Below are 23786 nucleotides of genomic sequence, written 5' to 3' on the forward strand. Positions count from 1 at the left end.
TTGCACCCGCGCCGGCGGCGGTGCAAACTGTGCGGACAATAAACCTGAAGGGGGCAGCGATGCGGGCAGTGATGATGGCGGGGATGTCGGGGCTGGCCCTGGCGGGACTGGTGGCGGCCTGCGCGCCCGAGGCGGCGCCCACGGGGGCCGCGCGTGATTATGCGGATTACTGCGCCGCCTGCCACGGGCCGGCCGGACGTGGGAACGGTCCGGCGGCGGTGGGCATGCAACCCGCGCCGGCCGACCTGACGCAGCTGGCGGCCCAGAACGGCGGCATCTTTCCCAAGTCTCGCGTGATGGGGCAGCTGGTCGGCTATACGATGGGCCGCAGCGAATCCCACATGCCGGTTTTTGACGCGCTGCGCGAGGGGCCGGTGGTGATGTATGACGACGGGTCGGGGCAGCGGGTGGCGACGCCGGCGCGGCTGGTCGCGATGGCCGATTACCTCCAGACGCTGCAAAAGTAACCCATGCGCCGGATGATGCTGGGCGCGGCGCTGGCGACAGGGCTGGCAGGGCCGGGCGCGGCCGAACCGCTGGAGCGGTTCGGGACGACGATGAAGTATGGACTGCCGCTGGCGGCGGCGGTCTGTGCGGCGGACCAGGATCGGCTGGAGGACTTCGCCGTCCGGGGAGCCGTCCAGGCCGGGCTGGTGCTGGCGCTGAAGGCGCTGACGGACGGATCGAGCCTGGGGCAGCGGCCCACCGGCGAAGGGCGCGGCTTTCCCTCCGGCCATGCGGCGGCGGCGGGGTTCGGCGCGGCCGATCTGGCGGGCAAATGTTTCGCGGATGAGCCGGGATTGGGCGCGGTCGCCTATGGCGCGGCGGGGCTGACCGCCTTCAGCCGCGTGCAGGCGGGAGAGCATAGCGCAGAGCAGGCCCTAGCTGGCAGCCTGATCGGCATCAGCCTGGGGGCCGCCAGCTTTGGCATCGGCTCGGAAGGGGCCGCGATCAGCTTCGGGATGCGGTTCTAGCGCAGCAGAACGCGGGGCCTGTCGGTGCGGGGACCGACCTCGCCGATCACCGCGGCCTCGGCAAAGCCATGGCGGGCAAAGGCCGCGCGCACCTGGTCCAGCGCCTCGGGCGCGCAGGCGACCATCAGCCCGCCGCTGGTCTGCGGATCGGTCAGCAGGGCGCGGTCGGCATCAGGGAAGCCCTCGGGCAGGGCCACGCCCTCCGAATAGCTGGCCCAGTTGCGGCCCGAAGCGCCGGTGACGTGGCCGGCGGCGATCATCGCCTCGATCCCCGGCAGCCTGGGGACCGCCTGCCAGTCGATCTGCAGGTCGCAGCCAGAACCGCGTGCCATCTCCAGCGCGTGGCCGCCCAGGCCGAAGCCCGTGACATCGGTCATGGCATGGACGCCGTCGATCGCGGCAAGGTCCGGCCCGGGCAGGTTCAGCCGGGTCGTGACCTCGATCATCCGGGCATAGCCCTGTGCGTCCAACGCGCCCTTTTTCAGCGCCGCCGACATGACGCCCACGCCCAGGGGCTTGCCCAGCACCAGGACATCGCCCGGGTGCGCATCGGCATTGCGCTTGAGCCGCGCCGGATCGACCAGGCCCAGGGCCACGAGGCCATAGATCGGTTCGACCGAATCAATTGTATGGCCGCCGGCGATGGGAATGCCCGCCGCGCGGCAGACATCGGCGCCGCCGTCCAGGATGCGCGCGATCGTTTCGTGCGAGATCGCGTTGATCGGCATGCCGACGATCGCCAGCGCCAGGATCGGGGTCGCGCCCATCGCATAAACGTCGCTGATCGCGTTGGTCGCGGCGATGCGGCCGAAGTCGAAGGGATCGTCCACCACCGGCATGAAGAAGTCCGTCGTGGCGACCAGCGCCTGGTGGTCGTTCAGCTGATAGACGGCGGCGTCGTCCGAGGTCTCGATCCCGACCAGCAGCTGCGGCGGCACGGGCAGGGCGGCGCTGCCGCGCAGCAGGCCCGACAGCACGCCCGGCGCGATCTTGCAGCCGCAGCCGCCGCCATGGGCCAGCGAGGTCAGCCGGGGTTCGGCGGTCTGGGTCGGGGTCATCGGCGTCTCCTGCGATCGGTCGGGGCGCAGCATAGCGTCCCGGCCGGGATGTTCCAGCGCCTGCCGGTGCTATCTGCTTGCAGGCAGGGGCCACGGCGACTAGAACGGCGGAAATTTTCAGGCCGCCGACGGATCGGGGGCCCTTCTTGCTATGAGGACGATGATGCAGGTCAAGGAATCCCTGAACGAAGGTCTGAAGCGGGGCTACCAGTTCACGCTGCCCGCCGCCGAGCTGGCCACCACGGTCGACGCCAAGCTGAAAGAGGCGCAGCCCGAAGTCGAGATGAAGGGCTTCCGCAAGGGCAAGGTCCCGATGGCCATGCTGAAGAAGCAGTTCGGCCCGCGCATCCTGGGCGAAGCCATGCAGGACGCCATCGACGGCGCGCTGCGCGAGCACCTGGAAAGCTCGGGCGACCGTCCGGCGACCCAGCCCAAGGTCGAGATGGTGAACGGCGACAGCTGGAAAGAGGGCGACGACGTCGTCGTCAACGTGTCCTATGAAAAGCTGCCCGAGATCCCCGAGGTCGACCTGACCACGCTGTCGCTGGAAAAGCTGTCCGTGCCGGCCGAGGAAGAGGCCATCACCGAGGCGCTGGCCAATCTGGCGAAATCGTCGCAGTCCTTCGAGGACCGCCGCAAGGGCAGCAAGGCCAAGGATGGCGATCAGGTCGTGATCGATTTCAAGGGTTTTGTCGACGGCGAGGCTTTCGAGGGCGGCGAGGCCGAGGACTATCCGCTGGTCCTGGGTTCGAACAGCTTCATCCCCGGCTTCGAGGACCAGCTGGTCGGCACCAAGGCCGATGACGAGGTCAAGGTCGAGGTGAGCTTCCCCGAGGAATACGGCGCCCCGCACCTGGCCGGCAAGGCCGCGACCTTCGAATGCAAGGTCAAGGCCGTGAAGGCCCCCAAGGAAGCCGAGATCGACGACGAACTGGCCAAGAAGTTCGGCGCCGAAGACCTGGACGGCCTGAAGAAGCAGATCGCCGAACGCCTGGAGGCCGAATATGCCGGCGCCGCGCGCGCGGTCATGAAGCGTTCGCTGCTGGATCAGCTGGACGAGAAGGTCAAGTTCGACCTGCCCGAATCGCTGGTCGAGGCCGAGGCGTCCCAGATCGCCCACCAGCTGTGGCACGAGGAGAACCCCGAGGTTCACGACCACAACCACGGCTCGATCGAGCCGACGGACGAGCACAAGACCCTGGCCGAGCGCCGGGTGCGCCTTGGCCTGCTGCTGGCCGAGATCGGCCAGAAGGCCGAAGTGACCGTGACCGACCAGGAGATGACCCAGGCCGTCCTGCGCGCCGCCCGTCAGTATCCGGGGCAGGAGCGTCAGTTCTTCGAGTTCATCCAGCAGAACCAGGGCGCCCAGCAGCAGCTGCGCGCGCCGATCTTCGAGGACAAGGTCGTCGACCACATCGCCGAGCAGGCGAAGGTCGAGGAAAAGACCGTGACCAAGGAAGAGCTGGAAAAAGCCGTCGAGGCGCTGGACGAGCTGTGATCCCGGCCCGAGGCTGGAACTGAACAGGGGGCCGCATCATCCGATGCGGCCCTTTTTCGTCATGACGGGGCGTGCCTCGGGCGGAGGTGATCGCGCCAGGAAAGCGGCGTCACGATCCCTTGAGTTGGGGCGCGGGGCGCACTAGGTCAGGGCCATGGAAGCGACCCTGCACCTGATGAAGCTTTGTGTCGGCGCCGAGGCGCCCGAGGATCTGGCCGCTTGGCAGGCGCAGCGCTTTGGCGCCGGCCCGGCCATGCATGTCACCCGCATGTGGCCCAAGCGCGAGGCCGAGCTGCTGGCCGGGGGGTCCATCTTCTGGGTGTTCAAGGGCACGATGCTGGCGCGCCAGCGCATCCTGTCGCTGGAGCGGATCGAGGGCGGGGATGGCATCCTGCGCTGCGGCCTGGTGCTGGACCGCGACCTGGTCCGGATCACCGCGGTGCCGCGCCGGCCGTTCCAGGGCTGGCGCTATCTGGCCGCGGACGATGCCCCGCCCGACCTGCCGCGCAGCCGGGCCGCCGAGGAGCCGCTGCCGCCCTCCATTGCGGCCGCGCTGGCCGAGATGGGCCTGCGCTGAGGCTTGACGCTGCGCGCGGCTTGGGCTACCCGAACAGCAAGGCGGGTGTAGCTCAATGGTAGAGCAGAAGCTTCCCAAGCTTACGACGAGGGTTCGATTCCCTTCACCCGCTCCAATCCCCCGATACCCGTTTCCTCATGCGTGACCTGCCTGATCTCTATCTGATGCGGCATGGTGAGACGCTGTGGAATGCCGAAGGCCGGTTGCAGGGCGCCCTTGACGCGCCGCTGTCCGAACTGGGGGTGCGGCAGGCCGGGTGGCAGGCCGACCTGGTGCGCGATGTTGCGGGCCGGCGCCTGTCCAGTCCGCAGGGGCGGGCGCTGCGCACAGCCGAGCAGGTCTTTGGCGCTGCGGGCTTTGCCATCGATCCGCGCCTGTCCGAAATCGGGATCGGCCGTTTTGCGGGCTGCCTTCTGGCGGATCTGCAGCGGGATCATCCGGACCTGTTCACGGGGCCTCCGCTGGGGTGGTACGACCGCTGCCCGGAGGGAGAGGGTCTGGCGGCGCTGGCGCGGCGGTGCCGCGAGTTTCTGGCGACACTGACGGAACCCACGCTGATCGTCAGCCACGGGATCACCCTGCGCATGCTGCGGGTGCTGGCCCTGTCGCGGCCGGTCTCGCGGCTGGCCGAGGGCGAGTTGCGCCAGGGCGCGGTGCATCTGGTCCGGCGCGGCCAGTGCCTGATGCTGAGGCATCCCGACGATCTGGACTGAGCTGCACGGGTTTTTGTCCTTGCCAAGTTGCATTCCGCCAGCTTAATGCTGCGCAGGTCGCGTGGTGCGATGGCCCGTTAGCTCAGTGGTAGAGCGTCCCGTTTACACCGGGCCGGTCGGCAGTTCGAATCTGTCACGGGCTACCAGACGCCTGCAGCGACGCGAATTTGATCTGGCGGTGCAGCGCCGACAGGGCGCGGGCGGTTGAACGAAGGCGGCCCGGTTGCCATCTAGGGGGCACCCCTCGCAATGGCCCCTTTGGCCCGCAACGCGCGGCCGAGCCATCCGCCGTGACCCGCAGAACTGGATGACGATGTCGCGTTTACTGTCCTCTTCGACGCTGGTTTTTCTGGCGATCCTGGGATTCCTGGTTTTCTGGATCGGAGGCGGGATGATGAACCGCCAGCCGCCACCGGTGGCCGAACCGGTCGTGGTGCCGGTGCCGAATGTCGCGGCCAGCCTCAGCACCGCCGAGGTGATCCGGCCGCGCACCGTCCTGTTCGGCAATGTGGTTCCCAACCAGACGTCGATCCTGCGGGCCCGGACGGGCGGCATCGTCGAAGAGGTGGTCCGCCAGGGACACGAGGCGCAGGCGGGCGACCAGCTGGCGCGCCTGTCGGCGGATGACCGCGAGGCGAGCATCGCGCGGGCCGAGGCCGAGTTGCGGTCGGCCGAGCGCGACTATAACGCCGCGCGCCAGCTGCGCGAGCGGGGCGTCACCTCGGAGGCCGAGCTGCAGTCGCGTTTCGCGGCGCTGGAATCGGCACGGGCCGACCTGCGGGCGGCCGAACTGGAATTGCAGAACACCCGCCTGGTGGCGCCGATCACCGGCACGGTCAGCCGCGTGATCGCCGATCTGGGCAGCTTCGTGCAGCCGGGGGGCGAGGTCCTGGAGATGGTCAACAACGACCCCCTGATCGCGGAGATCGAGGTTCGCCAGAGCGAGATCACTTCGGTTCAGCTGGGGCAGGTGGGGCAGGTGACCTTCCAGGGCGGGCGCAAGGCCGAGGCGGTTGTCAGCTTCATCGCGCCCGTTGCGACCTCGGAGACGCGCACCTTCCGCGTCGAGCTGGAGGTGCCGAACCCCGATGGCCAGATCCCCGCCGGTCTGAGTGCCGAGATCTCCCTGCCCATGGAGGAGCAGCGGGCGCATCGCATCTCTCCGGCGCTGATCCGGCTGGATGACGCGGGCCGGATCGGCGTCTTTACCGTCGACGAGGATGGCGAGACGCTGCGCTTCCAGCCGATCGAGATCGTTCAGGCGCTGGCCGAGGCGGTCTGGGTCAGCGGACTGCCCGAGGAGGCGCGGCTTGTCACGATCTCGCAGGGCGCGCTGAACGACGGGCAGAAGGCGCGGATCAGCGAAACGCCCGAGGAATTCCGCAGTGTGCTGGGCGGCGATGGGGCTGAGGCCGGCGACGCGGCGATGGATGCGGCCATGCCCGTCCCGGGGCAGGATGCCGCAGCGTTGCTGGGTGCCGCCAATGCCGCCGAGGCGCGCGCGCCCGTGCCGGCCGACTGAGGGGGACGGCGATGAACGCCCTGATCGCCGCCGCCTTTTCCCGCGCCCGGACCATCATCCTGACCATGGTGGCGCTGATCGCGGCGGGCTTCATGGCCTATGTCACGATCCCCAAGGAATCGATGCCCGAGGTCGATATTCCGATCTTCATCGTCAACGTGACCTATAGCGGCGTCGCGGCCGAGGATGCCGCCAAGCTCCTGGCCGAGCCGGTGGAGCGCAAGGTGAACGCGCTGGACGGGTTGCGGCGGATGGAGACGGTGGCCTCCGAAGGCTTTGCCTCGATCACGCTGGAATTCCGACCTGGCTTTGACCAGGACACCGCGCTGCAATCGGTCAAGGATGCCGTCGACGATGCCGAGCCGGACATTCCGCCGGCCGCCGACGGGCCCTTCGTGCGCGAAATCGACATGTCGACCTTTCCGATCCTGACCGTTGCCCTGTCGGGACAGGTGCCCGAACGCGAGCTGATCCGCCTTGGCCGTGCCCTCAGCGACCGGATCGAGACGGTCAGCGGCGTCCTGCAGGCCGACCTGACCGGGGAGCGGGAAGACCAGCTGGAGATCTTGGTCGATCCGCTGGCGATGGAGACCTACGGCATCTCGCCGGGGCAGCTGTCGCAGGCGGTGCAGGCCAACAACCAGCTGATCGCGGTGGGCGCCTTTGACACCGGCGCGGGGCGGCTTGGCGTGTCGATCCCCGGAACCGTGGTTCAGATCGACGAGATCATGTCGATCCCCGTCCTGGTGAACGGCCCCACGGTGCTGCGCGTGCAGGACTTGGCCGAGGTGCGCCAGACCTTCAAGGACCCGACCAGCTTTGCCCGCATCGACGGCCGGCCCGCCCTGGCCATCGACGTGCGCAAGTCGGCCGGCGCCAACATCATCGACACGGTCGAGGCGGTCCGCGCGATCGTGCAGGACACCTCGGCCGACTGGCCCGACCAGGTTTCGATCGTCTTCATGAATGACCAGTCCAAGGAGATGCGCGACCTGCTGTCGGACCTGCAGAACAACGTGATCGCCGCCGTGGTGCTGGTGATGCTGGTCACGGTGCTGTTCCTGGGGGTGCGCGCCTCGCTGCTGGTGGCGGTGGCGATCCCCGGGTCGTTCCTGGGCGGCATCCTGATCATCTGGGCCTTGGGCTACACCATGAACGTGATCGTGCTGTTCGCGCTGATCCTGGTCGTGGGCATGCTGGTCGACGGGGCCATCGTCGTCGTGGAACTGGGCGAACGGCTGATCGCCAAGGGCCATGGCAAGGTCCAGGCCTTCATGATGGCCGCGCAGCGCATGGCCTGGCCTATCATCGCCTCGACCGCGACGACGCTGGCGGTGTTCTTTCCGCTGCTGTTCTGGCCGGGACTGGCGGGGCAGTTCATGTTCTACCTGCCCGCCACGATGATCGCCACGCTGCTGATGTCGCTGGTGATGGCGCTGATCTTCGTGCCGGTCACCGGCACCATCCTGGGCGGCGGGGGCGAGGACATGTCGCCCGAACCCGAGACCGACGACGTGCCCTCGGTGATGAACCGATTCTCGCGCTGGACCATCGCGCGGCCCGGCGCCTCGCTGGGGCTGTCGATCCTGATGCTGCTGGTGGTGTTCTATGCCTATGGCCAGCTGGGTCGCGGGGTCGAGTTCTTTCCCGAAACCGATGCCGAACGCGCACAGGTGCAGGTGACCGCCAACGGCAACCTGTCGGTCATGGAAAGCGATCAGCTGGTGCGGCTGGTGGAACGCCAGCTGCTGGGATTTGACGGGGTCGAGAGGGTCTATACCCGGACCATCGGCTCAGTCGAGGAGCGGGTCCGGTCCAGCCTGCCCAGCGACGTGATCGGCCAGATCCAGGTCGAGTTCACCGACTGGCGCCTGCGGGCGGGGTCGGACGAGGTCATCGAGAGGATGCGCCAGGCCGCCTCGCAAGTGCCCGGCATCGGCATCCAGATCGAGGCCGCGGCCTCGGGTCCGGCGGCGTCCCGCCCGGTCCAGATCGAGGTGTCCGCCACCAACCGCGCCGATCTTCAGGCCTCGGCCGAGGCGATCCAGCGGATGATGGTCGAAATGGGCAGCTTCGTCGACATCGCCAATGACACGCCGCGTCCCAATCCCGAGATCCGCCTGGTCGTCGACCGCGAGGAATCCGCCCGCTATGGCGTGGACATGGACACCATCGGCACGGCTGTGCGGCTGCTGACCAATGGCGTGAACCTGGGCACCTATCTGCCCGATTTCGCCGATGACGAGGTGGATATCGCGCTGCGCTATCCGCCCGAGCAGCGGAACCTGGAAAACCTGTCGGCGCTGCGGGTGACCGTGCCCTCGGGGCAGGTCCCGATCTCGAACGTAGTGCAGATCGTGCCGGCGCCCGCGCCCGCGGCCATCACCCGCATCGCCTCGCGGGAGACGCAGACCCTGACCGCCGATCTGGCGCCGGGGACGACGCTGCAGGCCGAACTTGACCGGATCGCCGCCGCCATCGACCAGGCCGACCTGCCCGAGGGCGTCGAGGTCAGCTTTGGCGGTGAGATCGAGGACCAGGAGGAGGCGATGACCTTCCTGATGGGGGCCTTTGTTGCCGCGATCTTCCTGATGTTCACCATCCTGCTGATCCAGATGAACAGCTTCTACCAGGCTTTCCTGGTGCTGACGGCGATCATCTTTTCGATCGCGGGGGTGTTCCTGGGCCTGATGATCCGGCAGGAGGCCTTTTCCATCGTGATGAGCGGCATCGGCATCATGGCGCTGGCCGGGGTGGTGGTGAACAACAACATCGTGCTGATCGATGCCTATAACGAACATATCGGCAACGGCCTGGACCCCGACCGTGCCGCCCGGCGCGCGGCGGCAGAACGCTTCCGGCCGGTGCTGCTGACCGCCTCGACCACGGTGATCGGGCTGTTGCCGATGGTGATGGGCATGACGATCGACTTCGTGGGCCGCGATCTCTATTTCGGGGCGCCTTCGGGACAGTTCTGGATCCAGCTCTCCACCGGCATCGCGGGCGGGCTGGTGGTCGCCACCGCTGTGACGCTGCTGCTGACGCCGACGCTGCTGGCCTGGGACGGCCGCCGCCGCCTGCGCCGGACCTCGCGGCAAAAGACGAAGCGGGCGCGGACGGCGCCGGCGGAATAGCAAAAGGGCCGCCCCTGGGGCGGCCCTTTCCCGATCCGAGGTCCGGGATCAGTTGAAGGCGGCGTCCGTCACCGTCGGGACCCAGGCCCCTTCGGGCGCGGCCTGGATCACCGGGTCCGATCCGCCCGACAGCAGGATATCCACCGTGCGCTGGTAATCCGCCTCGGCCAGCCGACCGTCCGAACCTTCCAGCAGCTTGGCGATCTCGGTCATCATGCGGGTCTGATGCTCGATGGTCTGGGCGCCGGATTCGTCGTTCTCCAGCACGATCTCGGCGGCTTCCTCGGGGTTCTGGGCGGCATAGTCCCAGCCCTTCATGCTGGCGCGGACGAAACGGGCCAAGGCATCGACCTTGGCCTGGTCCTCCAGGGTGCTTTCCAGCACGTAGAGCCCGTCCTCCAGCGTGGCCACGCCCTGATCCTCGTATTTAAAGGTCACGAGGTCGTCCTCGGACAGGCCCGCGTCCAGAACCTGGCCGTATTCGTTATAGGTCATGGTGCTGATGCAGGCCGCCTGCTTCTGCAGCAGCGGATCGACGTTGAAGCCCTGCTTGAGGACGGTCACGCCCTCGGGCCCGCCCTCGGTCGAGAGGCCGAGCGTGTTCATCCAGCTGAGGAACGGGTATTCGTTGCCCGCGAACCAGACGCCCAGGGTCTTGCCCGCGAAATCGGTCTTGGGGTCCTCGATCCCGCTTTCCTTCAGGCAGGTCAGCATCATCCCAGAGGCCTTGAAGGGCTGCGCGATGTTGACCAGCGGCAGGCCCTTTTCGCGTGCGGCCAGGGCTGCGGGCATCCATTCGACGATGACATCGGCCCCGCCGCCCGCCAGGACCTGCGTCGGCGCGATGTCCGGCCCGCCCGGCAGGATGGTGACGTCCAGGCCCTCTTCCTCGTAAAAGCCCTTGTCCTGGGCCACGTAATAGCCCGCGAACTGGGCCTGCGTCACCCATTTCAGCTGCAGCGTCAGGTCCTCGGCCTGGGCCGCCCCTGCCATCAGCGCCAGCCCCGCCGCCGAGATCATCAGTCGTTTCATTCCCTAACTCTCCTGTTGAGGGGCATCGGCCCCGTTCATATGCGCTGCGACGGGTGCCAGAACGTCACCTTCTTTTCGATCAGCGCGACAAGCCCATAGAACAGCGTTCCCGCGAGCGCCGCTACGACAATTTCCGCCCAGACCAGCGGCAGATCCAGCCGCCCCACCGCGGTCGAGATCCGGAACCCCATGCCCCGCGTCGGGCTGCCGAAGAATTCCGCGACGATCGCCCCGATCAGCGCCAGCGTCGTGGTGATCTTGAGCCCGTTGAACAGGAACGGCATGGCGGCCGGCATGCGCAGCTTCCACAGGGCGGCGCCATAGGGGGCGGCCCAGCTGGCCATCAGGTCGCGCTGCATGGCGTCGGTGGCCTTAAGGCCCGCCACCATGTTCACCAGGATCGGGAAGAAGACCATGACCACGACCACGGCGGCCTTGGACTGCCAGTCAAAGCCGAACCACATGACCAGGATCGGCGCGATGCCGACGATGGGCAGGGCGGCGACGAAGTTTCCGATGGGCAGCAACCCGCGCTGCAGGAAGGGGCTGCGGTCGATGGCGATGGCGGTCAGCACCGCCGCCCCCGCCCCGATCAGCCAGCCGGTCAGGGCGCCGCGCAGGATCGTCTGCACGAAGTCCGTCCACAGGATGCCGCGGTTGGCCACGAAGCTGTCGGCGATCTGGCTGGGCGCGGGCAGGATCACGGCGGGCACGGCATAGATCCGGACGATCATTTCCCACAGCAGGATGACAGTGGCGCCAAAGATCACCGCGACCAGGGTGCGGGTGGCGCGGGTTTCGAACCGTGCCAGCCAGATGTTCAGCGCCAGGCCGCCCAGCCAGACGCCCAGGATCGGCAGCGCGCTCATCGGGACAGCCCCATCTGCTTCAGCGTCGCGCGTTCGATCAGCCCGATCAGCGCGACCAGCGCGGCGGCCAGGATCGCCGCCGCGAACAGCGCCGCCCAAATCTGCACCGTCTGCCCGTAATAGCTGCCCGAGAGCAGCCGCGCCCCAAGGCCCGCCGTGGCACCGGCCGGCAGTTCGCCCACGATCGTGCCGACCAGCGCCGCCGCGATCGCCACCTTGAGGCTGGCAAAGAGGTAGGGCAGGGACGAGGGCAGCCGCAGCCGCAGAAAGACCTGCGCGCGGCTGGCGCTCCAGGATCGCATCTGGTCCAGCTGCATCGCGTCGGGCGTCCTCAGCCCCTTGACCATGCCGACCAGCACCGGAAAGAACGACAGCCAGGCCGCGATGATCGCCTTGGGCAGAAGCCCGGTGACGCCTGCGCTGGCCAGGACCACGATGACCATGGGCGCGATGGCCAGGATCGGGACCGTCTGGCTGGCCACGGCCCAGGGCATCACCGACTGGTCCATGCTGCGGCTGTGGACGATCCCCACCGCCAGCAGGATGCCGGCCGCGGTGCCCATCGCGAAGCCCGCCAGCGTGGCCGACAGCGTCACCCAGGCATGCCAGACCAGGCTGCGGCGCGAGGTGATGGCTTGGCCCGCGACCCCCTCCCACAGCCCCACCGCCACCTGGTGCGGCGCGGGCAGGACGGGCCGGTCCTGCGACAGCGTGCGCGCGACCAGGTCGGGCAGGGTCAGTTCCACCCCCGCGCGGGCTGCCTGATCGCGTTCCCAGGCTGCGTTCATGCGGATCGCGCCCAGATACCAGACCCCGACGATCACCAGCAGCACGGTCAGGATCGGCAGCAGGTCCCCCGTCGGCAGCCGCAGCCGCCGTGCCACCGGGGCGTTCAGGACCGCGTCAGTCATAGCTGTGCCCTTCGCGCAGCCCCTCGCGGACCTCGTGGGCCAAGGCGATGAATTCCGGCGTGTCGCGGATCTCCAGCGGGCGCTCCGGGGGCAGGGGGCTGTCGATCACGCGGGTGATGCGGCCGGGGCGGGGCGACATCACGACGATCCTGGTCGAGAGATAGACCGCCTCGGGGATCGAATGGGTGACAAAGCCGATGGTCTTGCCGGTCTTGCGCCACAGGGCCAGCAGCGCCTCGTTCAACCGGTCGCGCACGATCTCGTCCAGGGCGCCGAAGGGTTCGTCCATCAGCAGGATGTCGGCGTCGAAGGCCAGGGCGCGGGCGATGCTGGCGCGCTGCTGCATGCCCCCCGACAGCTGCCAGGGAAACTTGCCGCCAAAGCCCGACAGTTCGACCAGGTCCATGACGCGGGCCACGCGCTCGGCCCGTTCGGCGCGGGAAAAGCCCATGATCTCCAGCGGCAGCGAGATGTTGCCCGCAATGGTGCGCCAGGGATAGAGCCCCGGCGCCTGGAAGACATAGCCATAGGCCCGCGCCCGCCGCGCCGCGTCCGGTTCCATCCCGTTCACGCGCAGGGCGCCGCCGGTGGGGGTCTCCAGCGCCGCTATGCTGCGCAGGAAGGTGGTCTTGCCGCAGCCCGACGGGCCGATGAAGCTGACGAAATCGCCGGGGGCGACGGAGAGGTTCACGTCCTTCAGCGCATGGACCGGGCCGTCCGCGGTCTGGAAGGTCAGGCTGACGCCCTGGGCTTCGATCACGCTCAACTCAGACCCCGCTTGCCGGAATACCGCCACGCGGGACGGGGCGCGGCGCGGTCAGTTCCTTCCAGGCGCTCAGCGCCCGGTTGACGGTGCCGCGCGGCTCGCGCGCGACGAATTCGCCATGCCCTTCGCGGCTGTCGACCTTGCCCTCGGTCACGGCCACCACACCGCGGGTCAGGGTAAAGCGCGGCAGGCCCTTGACCTGCTGGCCCTCGAAGACGTTGTAGTCGATCGCCGATTGCTGGCTGCCCGCACTGATGGTCTTTTCGGCCTCGGGGTCCCAGACCACCAGGTCGGCATCCGACCCGACCAGCACGGCGCCCTTTTTCGGATACATGCCCAGGATCTTGGCAATGTTGGTCGAGGTCGCGGCCACGAACTCATTCGGCGTCAGCCGCCCCGTGCCGACCCCATGCGTCCACAGCATCGGCATCCGGTCCTCCAGGCCCCCGGTGCCGTTGGGGATCTTGGTAAAGTCGCCGATGCCGGTGCGTTTCTGGTCGGTTGTAAAGGCGCAGTGATCGGTCGCCACCACCGACAGGCTGCCCGACTGCAATCCGGCCCAGAGGCTGTCCTGGTGCATCTTGTTGCGGAAGGGCGGCGACATCACGCGACGCGCGGCGTGGTCCCAGTCGGTGTTGAAATATTCGGATTCGTCCAGGGTCAGGTGCTGGATCAGCGGCTCGCCCCAGACGCGCTTGCCCTGGGCACGCGCGCGGCGGATCGCCTCGTGGCTGTCCTCGCAGCTGACATGGACCACGTACAGCGGCACGCCCGCCATGTCGGCCACCATGATCGCGCGGTTCGTGGCCTCGCCCTCGACCTGCGGGGGGCGGGAATAGGCATGCGCCTCGGGGCCGGTGTTCCCCTCGGCCAGCAGCCGTGCCGAGAGCTCCGCCACCACATCGCCGTTCTCGGCATGGACCATGGCGATGCCGCCCAGGTCGCCCACCCGGCGGAACGAGGCGAACAACTCGTCGTCATTCACCATCAACGCGCCCTTGTAGGCCATGAAATGCTTGAAGCTGGTGATGCCGCGATCCACCACCGCCTGCATCTCGTCGAACACCTGCTGCCCCCACCAGGTCACCGCCATGTGATAGCTGTAGTCGCAATGCGCACGGCCCGACTTGTTGTCCCACATCTGCAGCGCGTCCCGCAGACCCTGGCCTGGCGAAGGCAGCGCGAAATCCACCACCATGGTCGTGCCGCCCGCCAGCGCCGCCCGCGTGCCGCTCTCGAAGTCATCGGCGGAATAGGTGCCCATGAAGGGCATTTCCAGATGCGTGTGGGGATCAATCCCGCCCGGCATGACATAGCAGCCCGTGGCGTCCAGAACCCTGTCGCCCGTCAGCCCCTGACCGATCGCCGTGATCCTGCCATCCTCGATCAGCACATCCGCTGCATAGCTCAGATCCGCCGTGACAATGGTTCCGCCCCTGATGACCGTGCTCATGGCATCCCTCTTCTTCGTTGTGCAAATTCCTTGGGGTCCGTGGGGTGAACCCCCGGGCGCCCGTCCGCGTCATGCGGGCATATGGTTCCCTGACCGGCTCAGCGGACAATCTCGGCAGCGTCCAGCACCGCATGCAGCAGCACATCCGCGCCGGCCTTGGCCCATGCCGGGGTGATCGCCTCCGCCTCGTTGTGGCTCAGCCCGCCCTCGCAGGGGCACATGATCATCACGGTCGGCGCGACCTTGGCGATCCAGCAGGCATCATGCCCCGCGCCTGACACGATATCCATGTGACTCAGGCCCAGCCTTTCGGCCGCATTGCGGACCTTGTCGACCAGGTCCGGATCAAACGTGACCGGGTCGAAATGCCCGACCGGCTCGATCTCGATGCCCAGGCCAAGGCCCCGCGCGATCTCGGCCGCCTCGGCCTCCAGCCTCGAGCGCATCGCCGTCAGCTTTTCCAGGTCAGGCGACCTGAAATCGATGCAGAACACCGCCTTGCCGGGGATCACGTTGCGGCTGTTCGGGAACAGGTTCGCCTGACCCACAGCCCCCACGGCATTCGGCTGATGGTCCATGGCGATGCGGTGCACCGCCTCGATGATCCGCGCCATGCCAAGGCCTGCGTTGACCCGCATCTCCATCGGCGTCGATCCGGTATGCGCATCCTTGCCGGTCAGCGTGACCTGCAGCCACCACAACCCCTGGCCATGCGTGACGACGCCGATCTGCTTGCCCTCGGCTTCCAGGATCGGGCCCTGCTCGATGTGATATTCGAACATTGCGTGGATCCTGCGATCGCCCGGAGCCTCCTCTCCGCGCCAACCGATCCGGTCCAACTCGTCGCCAAAGCGCTTGCCCTCCGCATCGGTGCGGCTGTTGGCATAATCCTCGGTAAGCACACCTGCAAAGACGCCCGAGGCCAGCATCGCGGGAGCAAAACGCGCGCCCTCTTCGTTCGTCCAGTTCGTCACGACGATGGGCCGCCGCGTCCGGATGCCCAGGTCGCGGATCGAGCGGATGACCTCCAGCCCCGCCAGCACCCCCAAAACGCCGTCATATTTGCCGCCCGTGGGCTGGGTGTCCAGGTGGCTGCCGACATAGACGGGGTCCAGGTCGGGCTCGGCGCCGTCATGGCGCATGAACATGTTGCCCATCCTGTCGAGGCCCATGGTCATCCCGGCCTCCTCGCACCAGCGCCGGAACAGGGTGCGACCCTCGGCATCGGCATCCGTCAGGGTCTGGCGATTGCAGCCGCCCGCGATGCCGGGGCCGATCTGCGCCATCTCCATCAGGCTGTCCCACAGCCGGTCGCCGTCGACCGTCATGTTCGCAGCCACCATCACGGCGCCGTCGTCGCTCATCCTTCGTCCTTCCTGTCTGGCCTTCCCGTTCTGTCGCAGGATAGGCTTGATGGGTTGCGCCGCAGGGCCCGGCCGCTTTGTTCCGGACGGCATCCGGGTCGAGGGCGGATCTTTCCGGCGCATTCTTGACCAAACGGTCAGAATGACGCTAGCACGGGGCGGATGTCAGTCAAGCTTCCTGACAGGGCGCGTGACAAATGGAACGGAACTGCCCAAATTCGGATCAGGCCGCAGCAGGAGGGGCGATGACGGACGCGACGGTGCCCCCGATGACACGGATCCAGCAGAAGAACCGAGACCTGATCCTGCAAAGCGCGCTGGAGGCCTTTTCGGCCAACGGCTTCCGGGGTGCGACGATCGACCAGATCGCGCGGCTGGCCGGACTCTCCAAGCCGAACGTGCTGTATTACTTCGCCTCCAAGGACGACATCCACAAGACGCTGCTGACCACGCTTCTGGACATGTGGCTGGCCCCCATGCAGCAGATCGACGCCGAGGGGGACCCCCTGACCGAGGTGCTGGGCTATGTGCAGGCCAAGCTGCAGATGTCGCGGGACTTTCCCCGGGAAAGCCGCCTTTTCGCCTATGAGATCCTGCAGGGCGCCCCTCACCTGACCCAGATCCTGGGCGGTGGCCTGCGCGAGATCGTCGAGCGTGCGGTGGCCGTGCTGGAAGGCTGGATGGATCAGGGCAAGCTGGCGCGCACCGATCCGCGTCACCTGATCTTTTCCATCTGGGCAATGACGCAGCATTATGCTGATTTCGAGATCCAGGTCCGCGCAGTCCTGGGTCCCGGCAGAGACCCGATCCAGGAAGGCGGCGCCTTTCTGGACGCGCTTTACCGAAAGCTGCTGACGCCCTAGGCGGCCGGCTTGTCCAGCATCTCGGCCGCGGTCAGGATCAGGGCGATGTTCTCGCGCGCGGCGGTGATGAAGTCATCGCGCGTGCCCGCCACCCAATCCTTGGTCGCGGCATTGGTGGCCGCGATGATCGCGGCGGCCAGGATCTCGATCAGGCGCTCGTCCGAGCCCGGCAGGCGGCGGTGCAGCAGCGCGCGCATCTGCGCCCGGCGCGCCAGCATCGTGCTGTTCAGCAGTGCCTCCAGCTTGGGGTCGCTGCTGCTCAGCGCCAGCATGTGGCCGATCATCTCGCGCTCGTCCAGAAAGCGCATCAGATGCGCCTCGATCAGTGCCGAGAGGTCGTCGATCAGCCGGCCCTTGCCGGCCACGAAGGTCTCGGAGGCTTCGGGCGGATAATCCGGGGGCGGGCCCATCAAGGCCGCTTCCTTGTAGGGATAATAGTTGAAGAAGGTGCGGGTGCTGATCTCGGCATGCCGCGCAATCGCCTCGGTCGTGACATTGGCCAGTCCGTCACGGACCGCAAGCTCCACCGCCGCGGCCTGGATCTTCTTGGCGGTCTTGAAGCGACGGGATTGGAGAAGGCTCATGCAGGTCCGATCGTGAGAGAATGTTACAAGGACGTAGATGCCTTTTGCGTCACTCGGGCACAAGCCCGGACGGCCTTGGGGCAGAAAGTAAAAAACGCCATCCACCGCGAGGCAGAAAGCGTTTTTCGGGCATCAGCCTGTGCGTCGAAGATCAACTGCCCCAGGAGCGGACCGGACCGCAGTCCATGTGCACGAAGTTGGAACGGCTGTAGCGGCCGACGCCGCCGGCGCGGCAGGCCATGGCCGCCTGGTACATCTGCCCGACCGAGCGCGATTTCAGCCGCAGGTCGGCGGCCTTGCCGGTCATGTGCAGGGAGTTCTGGGCCACACCGCTGGACTGGCGGCGCAGCATCGCGTTGGTGCGGGGCGAGCGATAGCCCGACAGCATCATGTAGGGTTCGTTGGTCTGCAGCAGCCGGGCCGAGGCCGCCGCGACATCAACCGTGCGCGGGTCGATCCCGATCACTTCACCCGTGCGCCAGTCGCGCATGAAAATGTTGATCTCGTTCAAGGATTCGCGAATATACTTGCCGTCCACCCAGTAGACGGTGTCAAGGCTTTCGCCGGTCCGTCCGGAATACATCCGGACCCGCCGCATGTCGCCTGCGCCGCGAAGAAACCCGAAGGCATTGGCCATCACCGGAGCCGCCACAACCGAGGTGGCCGCGAAGACACCAAGAATGCCGCGACGGGAGATAAGGTCCATTGTCATGTCAGATCGCCTGTCCTGCTTCGTTTTTTAAAGCCCGCGACGCATCGCGGCATGTCGTGGTTTATCCCCGACTTGTGAACATTATGTCAAAAGACTGTGCGTCAAGAAACAGATTCTGCTGGGTTGCGTTGGAACCACGCGTTTTTCGGCAGCTTTTCGCCGAAATGCCAAGGCTGTGACAAATCGGTTCCGCAGCTGTGGCGCATGGGCAACGAAATAAAATCGGCTGCAGGATCAAGGGGATGTGATGTGGCGGCTGCAGGCGAAATATGGGACAGTGAGCGAAGAATTGGATAGGTGGGACATGGCCAAGAGGCGGTCTGGGGTTTTTCTGGCGATTCTACTTGGGGTTGCATCCGTCAGCGCGGCGCTGCCCGTCGGTGCCCAGGATCGTGCCGCATCCTTGGGCGTTGCAGCGGCGCCACGCCTCCATTTCAGTGCGCCGCAGATGGAACTGGCGCGTGCTGTGGCCGACGACCCGGATCTGGCGGCCTTCTACGGCGCCAACGGGCTCAGCCCGCTGTTCCTGGGAAGCGAAAATGCCCCCCGGCGGGCCGCCCTGAAGGCCGCAATCGATTCGATGCCCCGGCACGGGATTCCCTCGGCACGCTATGCGCCGCAGACGCTCTCGGATCGTCCGGCGGCCTTGTCGGATGAAATCGCATATGCCCGGCAGGCGGCAAAGCTGCTGCGCGACCTGACCGGCGGCGTCCTGACCCCGTCCAGTGCCGATCCCGAGATCAAGCGCGAGCCGCATCGCCCCTCGATTCCCGACCTGTTGACGCGCCTGCAGCAGGCGTCCGACCCTGCGACTGTCTTTGCCGAGGCGGCCCCCCGGCATCCTGCCTATCTGGCCCTGCAGGAGGCCCTGGCCGGGCGTGAGGACCTGGTGGCTCCGGCGGACATGCCGCGCGCGCCGGAGGCATTGTGGCGGGTGGGCATGCAGGGGCAGGGGGTGGTGCCGCTGCGCGCGCGCCTTCGGGCGATCGGTTTCGGCAGTGATGCTCAGGATCCGACCCGTTATGACATGGCGCTCTCGGGTGCCGTCGCCGCCTATCAGCGGGCGGCTGGCCTTCCCGATGACGGTGTCGCAGGCCCCCGCACCATCGCCATGCTGAACGGCGACGGCCCCTCGGTCGAAGGCGTGCGTCGGCGCGCCATCATCGTTGCGCTGGAGCGGCTGCGCTGGATGGCGGGCGAGGATCTGGATGCGCGCCATGTCTGGGTGAACATCCCCGAATTCTCGACCACCATCGTCGAGGGCGGACAGGAGGTGTTCCGTACCCGCAGCGTGGTGGGCAAGGACACGTCGGACATGCGCACGCCCGAATTCAGCGAGATGATGTCGAACCTGGTCGTCAATCCCAGCTGGAACGTCCCGCGCTCGATCGCGGTGCGGGACTACCTGCCAAAGCTGCGGGCGGATCGGCATGCCGTCTCTCACCTGGACGTGGTGGACCGGGGCGGGCGCGTCCTGTCGCGCGACGGGATCGATTTTTCCCAGTACACGGCCGCCAATTTCCCCTTCCGGCTGCGCCAGAAGCCCAGTGACGACAATGCCTTGGGCGCGGTCAAGTTCATCTTCCCGAACCCCTGGAACATCTATCTTCACGACACGCCGACCAAGCACCTCTTCGGCAATGCCGTCCGCGCCTATTCCAACGGCTGCATCCGCATCGGCGATCCGGTCGACCTGGCCCATGCGCTGCTGTCGCGCCAGACCGACGATCCGGACGGCGTCTATGCCCGGGCCCGCGACAGCGGCCGCGAGACCTGGCTGAAGCTGCGTCCCGCCGTGCCGGTCCACCTGGTCTATTTCACCGCCTGGCCGGACGCCTCGGGCCGGGTGCGGCTGCTGGACGACATCTATGGCCGGGATGCCCGCATCTGGCAGGTGCTGCAGGCGGAAGGTGCGGCTGCGGCAGGCTGAGCCTTTGCCCCCTCCTTTGTGACATAAGCTGCGGCCGCTTGGGCTGGAACGACGGGTTCAAACAGGCTAAGTGCCTGTCTGAAAGGGGGCACCATGGCCGTGACGATGGATGAGTTGGCGCGGGCTCTGGAGGCGCGCAGCTGGGGTGACTTGACGATCCGCGTGACGGGTGCCGGAGAACCCGCCAGCGTTGGGCCGGTTGGTCCCGAGGGCGGCCGGATCGCACTGGCCATGTCCCCGCGCTATGCCGAGGCGCTGCGCCCCGGCAGCATCGCGATCCTGGCCGAGGGGATGGACCCCGAGGCCTATGCGCTGAAGGCCGCGATCTTTGCGCCCCGCCCCCGGCTGGTGATGGCGGGACTGACCCGCGCCTTCGATCAAGGACCCGACATCGCGGAGGGCATCCATCCGACGGCCATCGTCGATCCGACGGCCGAACTGGGCGAGGGGGCATCGGTCGGCGCCTTTGCCATCATCGGCGCGGATGTCCGCATCGGGCCGCGCGCCCGGATCGGGTCGCATGTCAGCATCGGCCGCGGCAGCCGGATCGGAGCCTGTGCGCTGCTGCATCCTGGCGTCAGGATCGCGCATGGCGTCACGGCAGGCAATCGTCTGATCGTGCAGCCGAATGCGGTGATCGGCAGCGACGGCTTTTCCTTTGTCACCCCCGAGGAATCGGGCATCGAGGAAATCCGCCGCACCTTGGGCAGCCGGACCGAGATCAAGGCCCAGCACTGGACACGCATCCATTCGCTTGGCGGGGTCGAACTGGGCGACGATGTCGAGGTCGGCGCGAATTCCACCATCGACCGCGGCACCATCCGCGCCACGCAGGTGGGCTCGGGCACCAAGATCGACAACCTTGCGCATCTGGGCCACAACGTCGTGGTTGGCCGCGACTGCCTGTTGTGCGGCCAGGTCGGCATTGCCGGTTCGTCGCGCGTGGGCGACCGCGTGGTGCTGGCGGGTCAGGTCGGGGTTTCGGACAATATCGAGATCGGCGACGACGTGATCGCGGGCGGGGCGACCAAAATCTTCACCCGTGTGCCGGCCGGGCGGGTCATCCTGGGCAATCCGGCGGTCAAGATGGAAACCCAGATGGAAATCCAGAAGGCGATGCGTCGGCTGCCGCGATTCGCGCAACAGCTGTCAAAACTTCAGGAAACCGTTACACGCCTGTTGGAAAAGGGCTGAACAGGAGGCCACATGACCGACGACATCAGACAGCGTATCCGTGCCATCATCGCCGAACAGGCGATGCTTGATCCGGCAGAGGTGACGGACGACGCCACGCCCCAGCAATTGGGGATCGACAGCCTGGGGCTGGTCGAATCGATCTTTGCGATCGAGGAGGAGTTCGACATCAGCGTTCCCTTCAACGCCAACGAACCCGAAAAGTCCGAGTTCGACATCTCCAACATGGGCACGATCATCGCCGCGGTGGAGCGGCTGGTGGCGGAAAAGGACGGATGAGCAAGACACCCAGGGCCGGCGACGTGCCGGCCGAAGCGCTGGTCGATGCCGGCATCGCGGCGCCTGCGGTTTCCGCCGCCGGCGACCTTTCGGGCCGGGGCGGGCTGCGCCGCGTGGTCATCACCGGGGCGGGCACCATCAACGCGCTTGGCCATGACGTGCCCAGCACGATGGAGGCATTCCGCGAGGGCCGCTGCGGCATCACCCAGCTGGAGTTCCGCGACGTGGAGCGCCTGTCGATCCAGATCGGCGCGCAGATCCACGACTGGACGCCGGAGACCTACTTCAACCGCCAGCAGATCCTGCTCTACGACAAGTTCACGCAATTCACGCTGCTGGCCGCCAAGCAGGCAGTCGCGGAAGCGGGCCTGTATTTCGAAGGTGCGCTTGGCCTGCGGGCGGGCGTCATCCTGGGCACGGCAGGGGGCGGCCTGAACACCTGGGACGAGAATTATCGTGCCGTGTACGAGGAGGGGAAGAACCGCGTCCATCCCTTCGTGGTGCCCAAGCTGATGAACAACGCCGCCGCCAGCCATGTCAGCATGGAGTTTGGCCTGCGCGGACCGGCCTTTACCGTGGCCACCGCCTGCGCCAGTTCGAACCATGCGATGGGGCTAGCCTTCCAGATGGTGCGTGCGGGTGCGGCCGACGTGATGCTGTCCGGCGGGTCCGAGGCGATGCTGTGCTTTGGCGGCGTCAAGGCATGGGAGGGGCTGCGCGTCATGTCCAAGGACGCCTGCCGCCCCTTCAGTGCCAACCGCAACGGCATGGTGCAGGGCGAGGGCGCGGGGGTATTTGTCTTTGAGGAATACGAACATGCGCGTGCGCGGGGGGCGCAGATCCTGGCCGAGGTGGTGGGATTTGCCATGTCCTCGGACGCGCAGGACATCGTCATGCCCTCGGCCCAGGGGGCCGAGCGTGCCATCACCGGCGCCATCGTGGATGCCGGTCTGAACCTGGACGAGATCGGCTATATCAACGCCCATGGCACCGGCACGGCGGCGAATGACAAGACCGAATGCGCGGCCGTCGCCCATGCCTTCGGGCATCATGCGGACCGGTTGATGATGTCGTCGACCAAGTCCATGCATGGGCACCTCATTGGCGGCACCGGCGCGGTCGAGCTGCTGGCCTGCATCATGGCGCTGCGGGACGGGGTCATCGCCCCCACCATCGGCTACCAGGAGCCGGACCCCGAATGCGGGCTGGACGTGGTGCCGAACGAGGCGCGGGAGGCCCGCGTTGATGCGGTCCTGTCGAACGCCTTTGCTTTTGGCGGGCTGAATGCGGTGATCGCGCTGCGGCGTGCCTGATATGCGCCGATGAAAACCGCGCCTTCCGGCGCGGTTTTCGACGTTGGGCAGTTTACTCAGCCGGAGCAGCCTCTTCGGCCTCGGCCCCCGCATCAGCGGCGGGTTCGGGCGCGGGTTCGGCAGCATAGGCGGTCAATTCGTCGAAGGCGGCGGTGAAGCCGCTCAGCGACATGACCAGGCGCACCGGGTTCTTGGGATCGCCGCCGAAGGGCAGCAACTGGATGGCCGCTTCGCGACCCCGCTTCAGGCCATTCAGCTCGGCCTCGGTAAATCCCAGACGCGAGACGCAGCCGACCGGCGCGCAGAAGCTGAATGGATAACCGCGCATCTCGCCGCGGTTCACCTGGAAGCCCAGCCCCTCGATCAGGTCGGTTTCCAGCGGCGCGACCAGCGTGGCGCCCGCTGCGACATTGCCGTTCGACAGCGGGATCAAGGTCAGTTCCGCGACCGCGTTGTCATCCTCGTCCGTCAGCAGCTTGTACATCTCGCAAGGGTCCTTGCCCTCGCCCGCGCGGATGCAGCGGATGGTCCAGTCGCCGTGTTCCGACTTGGGGTAGTAAGACCCCGGACGTTCGGCATCGGCCGTGGCCGCATCCGCGGGGGCTGCATCGGGAGCTGGCGTGTCATCCGTCGCTGCGGCGGGGGTGTCCGCAGGTTCGGCAGGCGCTGCAGCTTCCGTTCCTGCTGCAGGTGCAGCGTCCGTGCCGGCCGCAGGAGCCGCCTGGGTTGCTGCCGGGGCATCGGCGCCGGCAGGGGCAGCCTCGGCCGGCTGTTCGGCAGCGGGGGTCTCAGCCGGGGCTGCGGGGACAGTGTCCTGGGCGAATGCCGGACCGGCAACCAGGGCAAGAGCCGCCAGCAGCGCGTGCGAAGGTTTCAAAGACATCGTGGTTTCTTCCCTTTGCTCAAAGCATTGGCCGGGATTTAGCACGGCGCGCGTCCCTTGTCAGGCCCAACGCGGCGCAGGTGCCTTCACCATGGCTTGACCCGCCCGGCTCTGGAGACGGGTTGCGCAAGGAACCGCCCAAACCCCGAAATAGAAA

Annotated in this window: 22 protein-coding genes and 2 tRNA genes; 14 read left to right on the top strand and 10 right to left on the bottom strand. The window is 67.2% G+C overall.

Features of this window, described 5'->3' with window-relative positions:
* The first annotated feature begins 59 nt into the window (after positions 1-59).
* Both ACZ2G3_RS08040 and ACZ2G3_RS08045 read left to right on the top strand, forming a co-directional pair.
* A complete protein-coding gene (locus tag ACZ2G3_RS08040) occupies positions 60-467 on the top strand; it encodes a c-type cytochrome (RefSeq protein WP_470398956.1) in 408 nt (135 codons plus the stop codon).
* A gap of 3 nt (positions 468-470) precedes the next feature.
* On the top strand, positions 471-974 hold the full coding sequence (locus tag ACZ2G3_RS08045; RefSeq protein WP_470398957.1) for a phosphatase PAP2 family protein: 504 nt from the start codon (positions 471-473) through the stop codon (positions 972-974).
* Here ACZ2G3_RS08045 and selD read toward each other — a convergent pair.
* A complete protein-coding gene (gene selD, locus ACZ2G3_RS08050; protein ID WP_470398959.1) occupies positions 971-2032 on the bottom strand; it encodes a selenide, water dikinase SelD in 1062 nt (353 codons plus the stop codon). The two genes, ACZ2G3_RS08045 and selD, sit on opposite strands and share 4 nt — an antisense overlap.
* Positions 2033-2195: 163 nt before the next feature.
* Here selD and tig point away from each other — a divergent pair, with 163 nt between their 5' ends.
* From tig to ACZ2G3_RS08085, 7 genes are all read left to right on the top strand, one after another.
* Positions 2196-3530 carry a trigger factor gene (tig, locus tag ACZ2G3_RS08055; protein WP_419267795.1) on the top strand — a complete coding sequence of 445 codons (1335 nt, stop codon included), beginning with the start codon at positions 2196-2198 and terminating at the stop codon, positions 3528-3530.
* 154 nt (positions 3531-3684) lie between these two features.
* The gene (locus ACZ2G3_RS08060; RefSeq protein WP_470398960.1) at positions 3685-4107 is read left to right on the top strand and encodes a DUF1489 family protein; all 423 of its coding nucleotides are present in this window, start codon (positions 3685-3687) and stop codon (positions 4105-4107) included.
* Between the two features lie 41 nt (positions 4108-4148).
* Positions 4149-4222, top strand: a tRNA-Gly gene (locus ACZ2G3_RS08065).
* A 22-nt stretch (positions 4223-4244) separates the two neighbouring features.
* Complete coding sequence (locus ACZ2G3_RS08070; RefSeq protein WP_470398962.1) at positions 4245-4820, top strand: histidine phosphatase family protein; 576 nt, start codon at positions 4245-4247, stop codon at positions 4818-4820.
* 71 nt (positions 4821-4891) lie between these two features.
* Positions 4892-4966: transfer RNA gene (locus tag ACZ2G3_RS08075), tRNA-Val, on the top strand.
* 248 nt (positions 4967-5214) lie between these two features.
* On the top strand, positions 5215-6342 hold the full coding sequence (locus ACZ2G3_RS08080; protein ID WP_470398964.1) for an efflux RND transporter periplasmic adaptor subunit: 1128 nt from the start codon (positions 5215-5217) through the stop codon (positions 6340-6342).
* Between the two features lie 11 nt (positions 6343-6353).
* Positions 6354-9476, top strand: a complete 3123-nt coding sequence (locus ACZ2G3_RS08085; RefSeq protein WP_470398966.1) for an efflux RND transporter permease subunit — start codon at positions 6354-6356, stop codon at positions 9474-9476.
* 48 nt (positions 9477-9524) lie between these two features.
* Here ACZ2G3_RS08085 and ACZ2G3_RS08090 read toward each other — a convergent pair whose 3' ends face one another.
* The 6 genes from ACZ2G3_RS08090 to ACZ2G3_RS08115 form a co-directional block, all read right to left on the bottom strand.
* Positions 9525-10508: an ABC transporter substrate-binding protein gene (locus ACZ2G3_RS08090; protein WP_470398967.1), complete on the bottom strand. Its 984-nt coding sequence runs from the start codon at positions 10506-10508 to the stop codon at positions 9525-9527.
* A 35-nt stretch (positions 10509-10543) separates the two neighbouring features.
* Positions 10544-11377 carry an ABC transporter permease gene (locus tag ACZ2G3_RS08095; protein ID WP_470398969.1) on the bottom strand — a complete coding sequence of 278 codons (834 nt, stop codon included), beginning with the start codon at positions 11375-11377 and terminating at the stop codon, positions 10544-10546.
* A complete protein-coding gene (locus tag ACZ2G3_RS08100) occupies positions 11374-12288 on the bottom strand; it encodes an ABC transporter permease (protein WP_470398971.1) in 915 nt (304 codons plus the stop codon). Before ACZ2G3_RS08100 ends, ACZ2G3_RS08095 begins: the two co-directional genes overlap by 4 nt.
* Positions 12281-13048, bottom strand: a complete 768-nt coding sequence (locus ACZ2G3_RS08105; RefSeq protein ID WP_470399084.1) for an ABC transporter ATP-binding protein — start codon at positions 13046-13048, stop codon at positions 12281-12283. Before ACZ2G3_RS08105 ends, ACZ2G3_RS08100 begins: the two co-directional genes overlap by 8 nt.
* A gap of 7 nt (positions 13049-13055) precedes the next feature.
* Positions 13056-14507 carry a dihydropyrimidinase gene (gene hydA / locus ACZ2G3_RS08110; protein ID WP_470398973.1) on the bottom strand — a complete coding sequence of 484 codons (1452 nt, stop codon included), beginning with the start codon at positions 14505-14507 and terminating at the stop codon, positions 13056-13058.
* 98 nt (positions 14508-14605) lie between these two features.
* Positions 14606-15871, bottom strand: a complete 1266-nt coding sequence (locus ACZ2G3_RS08115) for an allantoate amidohydrolase (protein WP_470398975.1) — start codon at positions 15869-15871, stop codon at positions 14606-14608.
* Between the two features lie 245 nt (positions 15872-16116).
* On the opposite strand from ACZ2G3_RS08115, the gene ACZ2G3_RS08120 reads away from it, so the two are divergent.
* Complete coding sequence (locus ACZ2G3_RS08120; protein WP_470398976.1) at positions 16117-16734, top strand: TetR family transcriptional regulator C-terminal domain-containing protein; 618 nt, start codon at positions 16117-16119, stop codon at positions 16732-16734.
* On the opposite strand, the gene ACZ2G3_RS08125 is transcribed toward ACZ2G3_RS08120, so the two are convergent.
* Positions 16731-17318: a TetR/AcrR family transcriptional regulator gene (locus ACZ2G3_RS08125; protein ID WP_470398977.1), complete on the bottom strand. Its 588-nt coding sequence runs from the start codon at positions 17316-17318 to the stop codon at positions 16731-16733. The two genes, ACZ2G3_RS08120 and ACZ2G3_RS08125, sit on opposite strands and share 4 nt — an antisense overlap.
* Positions 17319-17469: 151 nt before the next feature.
* Positions 17470-18030 carry a peptidoglycan L,D-endopeptidase MepK gene (gene mepK, locus ACZ2G3_RS08130; protein ID WP_419267747.1) on the bottom strand — a complete coding sequence of 187 codons (561 nt, stop codon included), beginning with the start codon at positions 18028-18030 and terminating at the stop codon, positions 17470-17472.
* A gap of 448 nt (positions 18031-18478) precedes the next feature.
* On the opposite strand from mepK, the gene ACZ2G3_RS08135 reads away from it, so the two are divergent.
* From ACZ2G3_RS08135 to ACZ2G3_RS08150, 4 genes are all read left to right on the top strand, one after another.
* Positions 18479-19960 (top strand): L,D-transpeptidase family protein, encoded by a 1482-nt coding sequence (locus ACZ2G3_RS08135; RefSeq protein WP_470398980.1) that lies wholly within the window; start codon positions 18479-18481, stop codon positions 19958-19960.
* A gap of 93 nt (positions 19961-20053) precedes the next feature.
* The gene (gene lpxD / locus ACZ2G3_RS08140) at positions 20054-21154 is read left to right on the top strand and encodes a UDP-3-O-(3-hydroxymyristoyl)glucosamine N-acyltransferase (RefSeq protein WP_470398981.1); all 1101 of its coding nucleotides are present in this window, start codon (positions 20054-20056) and stop codon (positions 21152-21154) included.
* Between the two features lie 12 nt (positions 21155-21166).
* Positions 21167-21433, top strand: a complete 267-nt coding sequence (locus ACZ2G3_RS08145; RefSeq protein WP_419267750.1) for an acyl carrier protein — start codon at positions 21167-21169, stop codon at positions 21431-21433.
* A 104-nt stretch (positions 21434-21537) separates the two neighbouring features.
* Positions 21538-22746, top strand: coding sequence for a beta-ketoacyl-[acyl-carrier-protein] synthase family protein (locus ACZ2G3_RS08150; protein WP_470399086.1), 1209 nt, complete (start codon positions 21538-21540; stop codon positions 22744-22746).
* Between the two features lie 52 nt (positions 22747-22798).
* On the opposite strand, the gene ACZ2G3_RS08155 is transcribed toward ACZ2G3_RS08150, so the two are convergent.
* A complete protein-coding gene (locus ACZ2G3_RS08155) occupies positions 22799-23629 on the bottom strand; it encodes an invasion associated locus B family protein (protein ID WP_470398984.1) in 831 nt (276 codons plus the stop codon).
* Positions 23630-23786: the final 157 nt, after the last annotated feature.

This window comes from Paracoccus sp. KKT209, assembly GCF_055635455.1.